The following is an 11,939-nucleotide window of genomic DNA, read 5'->3' on the forward strand; positions in this document are numbered from 1 at the left end:
GGCGCGGTAGCGGGCGAAGGCGGCGTAGGCCGCGGCACGCACCACGCGGCCGCTGGGCCGGCGCGGCAGGTCGTCGGGCGGCAGCGCCCCGCGCTCGGCCAGCTCGTGCCCCAGCCGCTCGCTGGCCAGCCCGAAGCGCAGCTCGCGCACCACGGCCCAGGCGCCCAGCGGGATCAGCAGCAGCACCCCGACGCCCAGCAGCACCGGCACCGGGCGGCCGTCGTCGAGCAGCAGCACCCCGCGCCAGCCGATCGTCACGGCGTAGAACGCGAGCGCCACCAGCAGGACGCCGACCACCACCTTGGTGCGCACCACGCCCGCCGCAGGGGTCCTAGAGCCCGAGCACGTGCTCGAGCCCGACCGTGAGGCCGGGCCGCGAGCCGATCGCGCGGACGCCGGCCAGCACGCCGGGCATGAACGAGGCGCGGTCGAACGAGTCGTGCCGCAGGGTGAGCTGCTCCCCCGGCGCCCCCAGCAGCACCTCCTGGTGGGCCACCAGACCCCGCAGCCGGACGGCGTGCACCCGGACGCCGTCGACGTCCGCCCCGCGCGCGTGGCCGGGGTCGTGCGTCGTGGCGTCCGGCACCGGTGGCAGCCCGGCGTCCGCGCGGGCGGCCGCGATCAGCTGCGCGGTGCGGGTGGCGGTGCCGCTCGGGGCGTCGACCTTGTCGGGGTGGTGCAGCTCGACGACCTCGACCGACTCGTAGAACCGTGCGGCCTGCTCGGCGAACCGCATCATGAGCAGGGCGCCGATCGAGAAGTTCGGGGCGAGCAGCACGCCGACCGACGGGTGCTCGTCGAGCACCGCCTGCAGCCGGGTGCGCGCCGCGTCGTCCCACCCGGTGGTGCCGACCACCACGTGCACGCCGCGCTCGACGCAGTGCAGCACGTTGTCGAGCGTGGACGACGGCACCGAGAGCTCCACGACGACGTCGGCGCCGCCCAGGTCGCCCAGGTCGTCGCCGCGCCCGTAGCGGCCCACCAGCTCGAGGTCGTCGGCGGCGTCGACCGCGGCACAGGCCTCGCGGCCCATCCGCCCGGCCGCGCCGACCACGGCGACCCGCCGGGTCACAGCCGGAAGGTCCGGTCCTCGTCGAACGGGCCGACCACCGCGAGCGAGCGCGGACGCCCGGCCAGGTCGGCGGCGACCTGCTGCACGTCGGCGGCGGTCACCGACCCGATGCGGCCCAGTGCGTCGTCGAGCGAGACGTACTCGCCGTAGACGAGCTCGGCCTTGCCCAGCCGCGTCATCCGCGAGCCGGTGTCCTCCATGCCGAGCACCAGCCCGCCGCGCAGCTGCCCGATGCCTCGCGCCAGCTCGTCGTCGTCGAGACCGTGCTCGGCCAGCCGCTCGAGCTCGGCGGTCATCAGCTCGATGACCTGGTCGGTCTTGCCCGGCGTGCACCCGGCGTACAGCCCGAAGTAGCCGGAGTCGCTGTAGTTGGAGGCGAACGAGTAGACCGAGTACGCCAGGCCGCGCTTCTCGCGCACCTCCTGGAACAACCGGCTGCTCATGCCGCCGCCCAGCACCGCGTTCAGCACCGACAGGGCGTAGCGCCGCTCGTCGGTCGCGGTGAACGCGGTGGTGCCGATCACGACGTTGGCCTGTTCGGTGGCGCGGCGCACCACGACGTGGCGCCCGGCGCCGTGCGTGCCCGCGGCGACGGCCGTGGCGTGCCGCCGGCCCGCCGGGTCGGCGGACGGGTCGAGCACGGTGCCGCTGCGCTCGAGCTCGCGCTGCAGCAGCTCGCACAGCGCGTCGTGGTCGACCGACCCCGCGGCGGTGAAGACGAGCATGTCCGGCGTGTAGTGCTGGCGCCAGTGGCCCAGCACGTGCGCGGCGTCGATCGCCGCGATGGTCTCAGCCGTGCCGCCGATGGGGCGGCCCAGCGGGTGGTCGCCCAGCACCGCCTCCGCGACCTTCTCGTGCACGACGTCGGCCGGGTCGTCGTCGTTCATCGCGAGCTCTTCGAGGATCACGCCGCGCTCGGAGTCGACGTCCTCGGCCGAGAGCGTCGCCGAGGTCACCATGTCGGTGATCACGTCGGCGGCCAGCGGGAGGTCCTCGTCGAGCACCCGCGCGTAGTAGCAGGTGTGCTCCTTGCCGGTCACCGCGTTGGCCTCGCCGCCCACGGCGTCGAAGGCCACCGCGATGTCGAGCGCGCTGCGCCGGGCGGTGCCCTTGAACAGCAGGTGCTCGAGGAAGTGCGTGGCACCGAGGAAGCCGGGGGCCTCGTCGCGGCTGCCCACGCCCACCCAGCAGCCGAGCGTGGCCGAGCGCACCGCCGGGTCGTGCTCGGTGAGCACGCGCACGCCGCCGGGGAGGACGGTGCGGCGCACGAGTGCGCCCTCCGCCTCCCCGGCGACGGTGCTGGTCCCGCGAGTGAGCGGCAGCGGGACTCCGGGCACGGTCAGACGCCGGCCGGCGCGTCGGTGCTGGTCACGTCGACCGAGCCCTCGGCCGCGTCGTCGCCGACCACGGCACCCAGGCTGAGCTTGCCGCGCGGGTCGATCTCCTTGAGCTCGACCTGCACCTTCTGGCCCACCGCGAGGACGTCGTCGACGCTGTCGATCCGCTTGCCGCCGACGAGCTTGCGGATCTCGGAGATGTGCAGCAGGCCGTCCTTGCCGGGCAGCAGGCTGATGAACGCACCGAACGTCGTCGTCTTCACGACGGTGCCCAGGAAGCGCTCGCCGACCTCCGGCATGGTCGGGTTGGCGATGGCGTTGATCATGTTCCGCGCCGCCTCGGCCGAGGGGCCGTCGGTCGCGCCGATGTAGACCGTGCCGTCGTCCTCGATGGAGATCTGCGCGCCGGTGTCGTCCTGGATCTGGTTGATCATCTTGCCCTTCGGCCCGATGACCTCGCCGATCTTGTCGACGGGCACGTGCACCGCGATGACGCGGGGCGCGAACGGCGACATCTCGTCGGGCTCGTCGATGGCCTCGGCCATGACGTCCAGGATGTGCAGGCGGGCCTCGCGGGCCTGCTGCAGCGCGCTCGCCAGGACCGACGCGGGGATGCCGTCGAGCTTGGTGTCGAGCTGGATCGCGGTCACGAACTCCTTGGTGCCGGCGACCTTGAAGTCCATGTCGCCGAAGGCGTCCTCGGCGCCGAGGATGTCGGTGAGCGCGGCGTACCGCGGCTCGCCGTCGACCTCGTCGCTGACCAGACCCATCGCGATGCCGGCGACCGGCGCCTTGAGCGGCACGCCGGCGTTCAGCAGGGCCAGCGTCGAGGCGCAGACCGAGCCCATCGACGTCGAGCCGTTCGAGCTCAGCGCCTCCGACACCTGGCGGATCGCGTAGGGGAACTCCTCGCGGCTCGGCAGCACCGGGATGAGCGCCCGCTCGGCGAGCGCGCCGTGGCCGATCTCGCGGCGCTTGGGCGAGCCCACGCGGCCGGTCTCGCCGGTGCTGAACGGCGGGAAGTTGTAGTTGTGCATGTAGCGCTTGCGCGTCTCGGGCGAGAGCGTGTCGAGCTGCTGCTCCATGCGGAGCATGTTCAGCGTGGTGATGCCCAGGATCTGGGTCTCGCCGCGCTCGAACAGCGCCGAGCCGTGCACGCGCGGGACGACCTCGACCTCGGCGCCCAGCTGGCGGATGTCGCTCAGGCCGCGGCCGTCGATGCGGACGTGGTCCTTGAGGATCCGCTGGCGGATGAGCTTCTTCTGCACGCTGCGGTAGGCCGCCGAGATCTCCTTCTCGCGACCGGCGAGCTGCTCGGCGAGCTGCGACTGCACCGACGCCTTGATCTCGTCGATGCGCGCCTCGCGCTCGGCCTTGCCGGCGATCTGCAGGGCCTGCTCGAGGTCGGCCAGCACGGCGCCCTCGACCGCGGCGTACGCGTCGTCCTGGTAGTCCGGGAACGTCGGGAACGTCAGCGGGGTGCTGGTGGCGCTGGCGGCCAGCTCGGCCTGGGCGCGGCACAGCTCGGCGATGAACGGCTTGGCGGCCTCGAGCCCCTGGGCGACGACCTCCTCGGTGGGAGCGGCGACGCCGCCCTGCACCAGCGACCAGGAGTTCTCGGTGGCCTCGGCCTCGACCATCATGATGGCGACGTCGTCGCCGTCCTTCGTGCTGACGACGCGGCCGGCGACGACCATGTCGAAGACGGCGCGCTCCATCTGGCTGTGGTTCGGGAACGCCACCCACTGGCCGTCGATGAGCGCCACGCGGACGCCGCCGATCGGGCCGGAGAACGGCAGGCCGGACAGCTGCGTCGAGATGGACGCCGCGTTGATGGCCAGCACGTCGTACTGGTGGTCGGGGTTGAGCGCCAGCACCGTGATGACGACCTGGACCTCGTTGCGCAGGCCCTTGACGAACGAGGGGCGCAGCGGCCGGTCGATCAGGCGGCAGGTGAGGATCGCGTCGGTGCTGGGGCGGCCCTCGCGGCGGAAGAACGAGCCGGGGATCTTGCCCGCGGCGTACATCTTCTCCTCGACGTCGATCGTCAGGGGGAAGAAGTCGAAGTGGTCCTTGGGGTGCTTGCCGGCCGTGGTGGCCGACAGCAGCATGGTGTCGTCGTCGAGGTAGGCGACGGCGGAGCCGGCGGCCTGCTTCGCGAGGCGGCCGGTCTCGAACCGGACGGTGCGCTTGCCGTGCGTGCCGTTGTCGAGCACGGCCTCGGCGAACTGGATCTCGGGACCCTCCATGTCGGGGTCACTCTCCGTTTCATCTGGTGCATCTCGTCGTCGGCGGCCACTCGTCGTTGGTGCCCGCCGTCGTGCAGGTGCGACCCGGGCCCACCGGCCCGGAACGCACGCGCGCCGCGCCCCGTGGGGGGCGCGGCGCGGGGCGTCAACGACGCAGGCCGAGGCGCTCGATCAGCGACCGGTAGCGCTCGATGTCCTTGTCCTTCAGGTAGTTCAGCAGCCGGCGACGCTGGCCGACCAGGAGGAGCAGACCACGACGGCTGTGGTGGTCGTGCTTGTGCTCCTTCAGGTGCTCGGTCAGGTCGCGGATGCGCTGCGACAGCATCGCGACCTGCACCTCGGGCGAACCCGTGTCGCCCTCGTGCGTCGCGTAGTCGGCGATGATCTTGGTCTTGACGGCGGCGTCCAGTGGCACTGCTCTCCTCGGGTTCACTCGTTGCGCGGTGCGCCGGGGCACGTCCACCCGGGCTCTCTCTGCTTCCGCGGCCGATCTGACGGCCCGTCCACGATATCAGCCGTCGGACGGCGTCGGGACCAGCCCGCTGCTGAGCAGGTCGCGGCACTCGGCGACGTCGTGCTCCATCTGCACCAGCAGGTCGTCGACCGACTCGAACCGCAGGGTCTCGCGCAGCCGCGCCACCAGCTCGAGGGTGATCGTCTCGCCGTAGAGGTCGAGGTCGGTGCGGTCGAGCACGTACGCCTCGACCCGTCGCCCGACGCCGTCGAACGTGGGGTTCGTGCCGATCGACACCGCGCACGGCAGCAGCCGCTCGGGGTCGCGCTCGTCGAGGCCGGTGCGCAGCAGCCACCCGGCGTAGACGCCGTCGGCGGGCACCATGCCCTCCGAGTGCGGCGAGAGGTTCGCCGTCGGGTAGCCGAGCTCGCGGCCGCGGTGGTCGCCGTGCACCACCTCGCCGGTCACCCGGTGCGGGCGCCCCAGCAGCCGCGCCGCCGCGTCGACGTCGCCGCTGCGCAGCAGCTCGCGCACCCACGACGACGACCACCGGCGCTGGTCGTCGGCCGGCGCGACGTCGTCGACCACGACCACGTCGAAGCCCAGCTCGGCGCCCAGCTCGCGCAGCGTGCCGACGTCACCGGAGTTGCGGACGCCGAACCTGGTGTCGCTGCCCACCACGACGGTGTGCGCGTGCAGCACGTCGACGAACGTGCCCTGCACCCACTCGCGCGGGGTCTGGGCGGCCAGCTCGCGGGTGAACGGCAGCACGAGCGCGGCGTCGACGCCGGCGTCGGCGATCAGCTCGAGCCGCTGGTCGAGGCCGGTGATCAGCTCGGGCGCCCGGTTGGGGTGCAGCACGGCCAGCGGGTGCGGGTCGAAGGTGACGGCCACCGCGGTCGCGCCGTTCGCCCGCGCCAGCTCGACCACCCGCCCGAGCACGGCGCGGTGACCGGCGTGGACGCCGTCGAAGTTGCCGAGCGTGACGACGCACGGCCCGACGTCGGCCGGCACGTCGGGCAGGTCGTCCCATCGCAGCACGGTGTCATCGTGCCAGGCGGGCCGCGGCCGCAGCACCCGGGTTGACCCCGACGCCGCGTGAGGCTGCACGGTGGGGGTCGGACGACGTCGAGGGACGGAGCGAGACGGTGAGCTGGACGGTGGGGCAGGTCGCCTCGATGAGCAGTGTCAGCGTGCGGACGCTGCACCACTACGAGGCGGTCGGGCTGGTGGTGCCGCAGACCCGCACGGCGGCCGGCTACCGCCAGTACGGCGACGCCGACCTGGCGCGGCTGCGCGACGTGCTGACCTACCGCGAGCTCGGCTTCACCCTCGAGCAGGTGGCGCAGGTGCTCGACGGCACCGACCGGCCGGCCCTGCTGCGCGAGCAGCTGCGGCTGGTGCGCGAGCGCATCGCCCACCTGCACGACGTCCGGACCCATCTGGAGCGGATGACGGAGGCACACGACATGGGCATCGACCTGACACCCGAGGAGCAGCTCGAGGTCTTCGGCGAGCAGTGGCTCGGCGACGGCTACCCCGCCGAGGCGCGCGGGCGCTGGGGCGACACCGACGCCTGGGCGCAGTCGCAGCAGCGGACGGCCGGCTACGGCAAGGAGGACTGGCGGCGGGTGATGGCCGCGTCCGAGGCGCTCGAGACCCGGCTGGCCGCGGCGTGCGCCGACGGCGTCGACCCGACCTCGACCCAGGCGATGGACCTCGCCGAGGAGCACCGGGCGGGGCTCGCGGCGTTCTACGACTGCGGCTACCCGATGCACCGCGGCCTCGGTGACCTGTACGTGAGCGACCCGCGGTTCACCGCGCACTACGACGACCGGCAGCCCGGGCTCGCGCAGTGGCTGCGCGACGCGGTGCACGCCAACGCCGACCGGCACGAGCCGGCGGAGGACTGACCGCGGCCGCACGTGGTTGCGGCACCGTCCGAGAGGCGTGCACACCCCTCGGACGGTGCCGCGACCGACTGCACGTGGCGCGCACCGGAGGACGCGTCGTGCGGGATCAGGCCCCGTCGTCCTCGGCGAGGATCCGGTAGAGGGCCTTGCGGGCCTCGACCAGCACCTGCGCCGCGCGGGTGACCTGCTCGGACGTGCCGACGTGGCTCACCTGGCGGGCGGCGCCCATGACGGCGCCGATCTCGCCGCGCAGGTCGCGGGCCTCGTCGCTCACGCCGCCGCTGACGTCGTCCCACGGGGCGCCGAGGTCGGCACGGCGCGACTCGACGTGCGCGCGGCCGGTGTCGGTGAGGCTCGCCGTCTTGCGACCCTCGACCCGCTCGAACGTCACCAGCCCCTCGTCCTCGAGCGCCGAGAGCGCGGGGTAGACCGAGCCGGGGCTCGGGGTCCACACGCCGCCGCTGCGCTCGACGATCTGCTGGATGAGCTGGTAGCCGTGCATGGGCTGCTCGTCGAGCAGCAGCAGGATCGCGGCGCGCACGTCGCCGCGCCCGCCGCGGCCAGAGCGACGGCCGCCGCCGCGGTGCGGGCCGCCTCGTCCGAACGGTCCCTCGGGACCGGACGCCGGGCCGAACCCGGGCCCGAACCCAGGACCGAAGCCGGGACCGGGGCCCCGGCGGCCGCGCCGCCCGCCCCGTCCCCCGTGGCGGTGGCCGTGGGTCTCGTCGTGCTCGTCCGGACCCTCGGGCCCGGGCTGGTCGTGCATGCGCCACGTCGGGGCGCTCGTGAAGTGCTGCATGGTGGTGCTCCTTCCTCGACACTCGTCGACCGAGTGGCGATGACTCGACGATATATCGACAGTGCATCGACGTCAACTCCGGGGCCGAGTTGCCGCTTCCGGGGCACGCCGAAGCCCCCGAGGCCCCGGAAGCGGCAACTCGGCAGGAGGGTGGTGCGAGGGGGGTGGTGGGGCTCAGTCGGTGGGGACGACGAGCAGCGACCGGGCGGTGTCGCCGCGGTCCTCGAGCAGCGCGACGAGCGTGCCGTCGGGGTCGAACGCAGCGACCGGCGCGGGCAGCCCGGACGGCGAGAGGCGCTGGCCGAAGCGCAGCGTGCGGGCCTCGTCGGCCGTGAGCTCGCGGACGGCGAAGGCGGCGCGGGCGGCCTCGGCGAGCGGCAGCACGGTGAACGACTCCCCCAGCTGCTCGAGGGTGCGGCAGCGGTCGAGGTCGTACGGGCCGACGCGGGTGCGGCGCAGCGCGGTGAGGTGGCCACCGACCCCGAGTGCGGCGCCGAGGTCGCGGGCGAGCGCGCGGACGTAGGTGCCCGAGCTGACGTCGCACTCGACGTCGAGGTCGAGCAGACCGTCGCCGGGGCGGCTGCCGAGCAGGTCGAGGCGGTGCACGGTGACCGGTCGCGCGGCCAGCGCCACCTGCTCGCCGGAGCGCACGCGGGCGTACGCACGCTGCCCGTCGACCTTGATCGCGCTCACCGCGCTCGGCACCTGCTCGATCGGGCCGCGCAGCGTGGCCAGCGCCTGCTCGACGTCCGCCGCGGTGAGCGCCGCGACGGCGGCCGGGTCGGCGGTCTGCGTGACCTCGCCCTCGGCGTCGTCGGTGACCGTGGCCTGCCCGAGGCGCACCGTCGCCCGGTAGGTCTTGTCGGCCCCCACCAGGTGGGTGAGCAGCCGGGTCGCCCGGTTCACGCCGACGACGAGCACGCCGGTGGCCATCGGGTCGAGGGTGCCGGCGTGGCCGACCTTGCGGGTGCCGGCCAGGCGGCGCAGCCTGGCGACGACGTCGTGGCTGGTCCAGCCGGCGGGCTTGTCGACGAGCACCAGCCCGTCCACGGCGCTCACGCGTCGTCCCCGGCCGGGGTCTCCTCGTCGTCGTCCTTGCGCTTGTACGGGTCGGCGTCGCCGGCGAACGCGTTCGCCGACGCGCTCTCGGCGGCCAGCCGGGCCACCTCGGCGTCGCGCTCGGCGGCGGTGCGCAGCAGCTCGTCGAGGTGCGTCGCGTTCTCGGGCACCGCGTCGGGCAGCAGCTCGATGCTCGGGGTGAGCCGCAGGCCGACGCCCTTGCCGACCTCGCGGCGCAGGATCCCGGTGGCGCTGGCCAGCGCGGCGGCCGTGGCCTCGCGCTCCTCGTCGGAGCCGTAGGCGGTGTAGAAGATCGAGGCGTGCTGCAGGTCACCGGTGACGCGCACGTCGGTGACGGTGACGAAGCCCAGCCGCGGGTCCTTGACCCGCCGCTCCAGGGTCTCGGCCACGATGACCTTGATGCGGTCGGCCACCTTGCGGGCGCGGGCGTGGTCGCTCATGACGGTGCTGGCCTCCGGTGCGTGGACGTGCGGGGCCGCGGACGGCCCGGGGCGTTCGGTCGATCGGTGGGACGGCGTGCTGCCGCAGGCCGGGGGCGGGCGCGTGGCCCGCCCCCGGCGGCTGCGATCAGCTGCGCGGCTTCTCCCGCATCTCGTACGTCGAGATGAGGTCCTCGAGCTGGAGGTCGTTGTACGACCCGAGGTTGATGCCGCACTCGAAGCCCTCGCGGACCTCGACCACGTCGTCCTTGAACCGGCGCAGGCCGGCGATCTCGACGTTCTCCGAGACCACTACCCCGTTCCGGGTGATGCGGGCCCGGGTGCCGCGGCGGATCTCGCCGCTGCGGACGATCGAGCCGGCGATGTTGCCGAACTTGCTGGACCGGAAGATCTCGCGGATCTCGGCGGTGCCGAGCTGGACCTCCTCGTACTCCGGCTTCAGCAGGCCCTTGAGCGCCGCCTCGACCTCTTCGATCGCCGAGTAGATGACCGAGTAGTAGCGGATCTCGACGCCCTCGCGGTCGGCCACGTCGGCGTTCTGACCCTCGGCCCGCACGTTGTAGCCGATGATGATCGCGTCCGAGGCCATCGCCAGGTTGATGTTGTTCAGCGTGATGGCGCCGACACCCCGGTCGATGATCCGCAGCTCGACCTCGTCGCCGACGTCGATCTGCAGCAGCGCGTCCTCGAGCGCCTCGACCGAACCCGAGACGTCGCCCTTGAGGATCAGGTTCAGCGTCTCGACCTTGCCGGCCGCGAGCGCCTCGTTGAGGTCCTCGAGGCTGATCCGCTTGCGTGCCTTCGCCAGCGAGGCCTGCCGGTCGGCCGACTCGCGACGCTCGGCGATCTGCCGGGCGGTGCGGTCGTCCGGCGCCACCACGAAGGTGTCACCGGCGCGCGGCACCGACGACAGGCCGAGCACCTGCACCGGACGCGACGGGGTCGCCTCCTGCACGGTGTTGCCGTGCTCGTCGTGCATGGCCCGCACGCGACCGTGCGCCGCGCCGGCGACGATCGCGTCGCCGACGTGCAGCGTGCCGCTCTGCACCAGCACCGTCGCGGTCGCACCGCGCCCGCGGTCGAGGTTGGCCTCGATCGCGATGCCGCGGGCGTCCTTGTCGGGGTTGGCGCGCATGTCGAGCGCCGCGTCGGCGGTCAGCAGCACCGCGTCGAGCAGCCCGTCGATGTTCGTGCCCTGACGGGCCGACACGTCGACGAACATGGTCTCGCCGCCGTACTCCTCGGCCACCAGGTTGTACTCGGTGAGCTGCTGGCGGACCTTCGCGGGGTTCGCGCCGTCGACGTCGATCTTGTTCACCGCGACCACGATCGGCACGTCGGCCGCCTGCATGTGGTTGAGCGCCTCGATCGTCTGGGGCATCACGCCGTCGTCGGCCGCGACCACGAGGATCGCGATGTCGGTCACCTTGGCGCCGCGGGCACGCATGGCGGTGAACGCCTCGTGGCCCGGGGTGTCGATGAAGGTGATCGGCCGGTCGACGCCCTCGTGCACGCGGTGCACCTGGTAGGCACCGATGTGCTGGGTGATGCCGCCCGCCTCGCCGGCGACGACGTCCTCGTTGCGGATCGCGTCGAGCAGGCGGGTCTTGCCGTGGTCGACGTGACCCACGACGGTGACCACCGGCGGGCGCGCCTCGAGGTCGTCGTCGTCCTCGCCCGAGATGCCGGCGTCGAGGTCGATGTTGAACGAGTCGAAGAGCTCGCGCTCCTCGTCCTCGGGCGACACGACCTGGACGTCGTAGCCCAGCTCGGAGCCGAGCAGGCGGAACGTGTCCTCGTCGAGCGACTGCACGGCCGTGGCCATCTCGCCGAGCGTGAACAGCACGGTGACCAGGCTGGCCGGGTTCGCGCCGATCTTGTCGGCGAAGTCGGTCAGCGACGAGCCGCGACGCACGCGGACGACGGTGCGACCGTCACCACGGGGCACCGAGACGCCACCGATGGTCGGCGCCTGCATCTGCTCGAACTCCTGGCGCTTCGCGCGCTTGCTCTTGCGACCGCGGACCGGACGACCGCCGCTGCGACCGAACGCACCCGCCGTGCCGCCGCGGCCACCCGGGCCGCGACCGCCACCACCGGGACGGCCGGCGAAGCCGCCGCCACCACCGGGCGCGCCGCCGCCACCGGGGCGACCGGCGAAGCCGCCACCACCACCGGGACGACCACCCTGGCCCGGACGAGCCGGCGCACCGCGACCGGCGCCGGCCGGACCGGGACGACCGGTGGCCGGGCGGGCCGGCATCATGCCGGGGTTCGGGCGACCCGGGCCACCGGCTGCACCGGTGCCGCCGGGACGCGGCGCACCCTGCGGACGGGGACCGCCCTGCGGGCGCGGCATGCCCTGGTTCGAGGCGAACGGGTTGTTGCCCGGACGCGGGCCGCCGGGGCGCGGCATGCCCTGGTTGGGCGCGAACGGGTTGTTGCCCGGGCGGGGAGCACCCGGACGGGCACCGGCGCGGGCGGCGGGCGCCTGCTCGTCACCCTGCGCCGGCTGCTCGGGCTGAGCAGGCTGCGCGGGCTGCGCCGGCTGCGCGGGACCCGGGCGACCGGGACGGGCGGCCGGGGCGCTCGGGG

Annotated in this window: 11 protein-coding genes; 1 reads left to right on the forward strand and 10 read right to left on the reverse strand. The window is 73.7% G+C overall.

Features of this window, described 5'->3' with window-relative positions; genetic code table 11:
- The 6 genes from ACYVI6_RS15790 to ACYVI6_RS15815 form a co-directional block, all read right to left on the reverse strand.
- On the reverse strand, positions 1-315 hold a 315-nt coding region (locus ACYVI6_RS15790; protein WP_460447281.1), incomplete at its 3' end, for a hypothetical protein.
- Positions 316-331: 16 nt separating this feature from the next.
- Positions 332-1,072: a 4-hydroxy-tetrahydrodipicolinate reductase gene (gene dapB, locus ACYVI6_RS15795; protein ID WP_460447282.1), complete on the reverse strand. Its 741-nt coding sequence runs from the start codon at positions 1,070-1,072 to the stop codon at positions 332-334.
- Entirely contained in the window at positions 1,069-2,340 is a 1,272-nt protein-coding gene (locus ACYVI6_RS15800; RefSeq protein WP_460447283.1) for a M16 family metallopeptidase, read from the reverse strand. The genes dapB and ACYVI6_RS15800 overlap by 4 nt, the downstream gene beginning before the upstream one ends.
- Positions 2,341-2,411: 71 nt before the next feature.
- Positions 2,412-4,658 (reverse strand): polyribonucleotide nucleotidyltransferase, encoded by a 2,247-nt coding sequence (locus tag ACYVI6_RS15805; RefSeq protein ID WP_460447284.1) that lies wholly within the window; start codon positions 4,656-4,658, stop codon positions 2,412-2,414.
- A gap of 145 nt (positions 4,659-4,803) precedes the next feature.
- Entirely contained in the window at positions 4,804-5,073 is a 270-nt protein-coding gene (rpsO, locus tag ACYVI6_RS15810; RefSeq protein WP_284287521.1) for a 30S ribosomal protein S15, read from the reverse strand.
- Positions 5,074-5,169: 96 nt separating this feature from the next.
- A complete protein-coding gene (locus ACYVI6_RS15815; RefSeq protein WP_460447285.1) occupies positions 5,170-6,153 on the reverse strand; it encodes a bifunctional riboflavin kinase/FAD synthetase in 984 nt (327 codons plus the stop codon).
- A gap of 107 nt (positions 6,154-6,260) precedes the next feature.
- Between ACYVI6_RS15815 and ACYVI6_RS15820 the strand changes: the two genes are divergently transcribed.
- A complete protein-coding gene (locus ACYVI6_RS15820) occupies positions 6,261-7,025 on the forward strand; it encodes a MerR family transcriptional regulator (protein ID WP_460447286.1) in 765 nt (254 codons plus the stop codon).
- Between the two features lie 106 nt (positions 7,026-7,131).
- On the opposite strand, the gene ACYVI6_RS15825 is transcribed toward ACYVI6_RS15820, so the two are convergent.
- The 4 genes from ACYVI6_RS15825 to infB all read right to left on the reverse strand — a co-directional run.
- Positions 7,132-7,824: a PadR family transcriptional regulator gene (locus tag ACYVI6_RS15825; RefSeq protein WP_460447287.1), complete on the reverse strand. Its 693-nt coding sequence runs from the start codon at positions 7,822-7,824 to the stop codon at positions 7,132-7,134.
- A 174-nt stretch (positions 7,825-7,998) separates the two neighbouring features.
- Positions 7,999-8,883, reverse strand: coding sequence for a tRNA pseudouridine(55) synthase TruB (gene truB, locus ACYVI6_RS15830; RefSeq protein WP_460447288.1), 885 nt, complete (start codon positions 8,881-8,883; stop codon positions 7,999-8,001).
- On the reverse strand, positions 8,880-9,344 hold the full coding sequence (rbfA, locus tag ACYVI6_RS15835; RefSeq protein ID WP_460447289.1) for a 30S ribosome-binding factor RbfA: 465 nt from the start codon (positions 9,342-9,344) through the stop codon (positions 8,880-8,882). Before rbfA ends, truB begins: the two co-directional genes overlap by 4 nt.
- A 127-nt stretch (positions 9,345-9,471) precedes the next feature.
- On the reverse strand, positions 9,472-11,939 hold a 2,468-nt coding region (infB, locus tag ACYVI6_RS15840), incomplete at its 5' end, for a translation initiation factor IF-2 (protein WP_460447290.1).

It is taken from the genome of Angustibacter aerolatus (assembly GCF_054776675.1).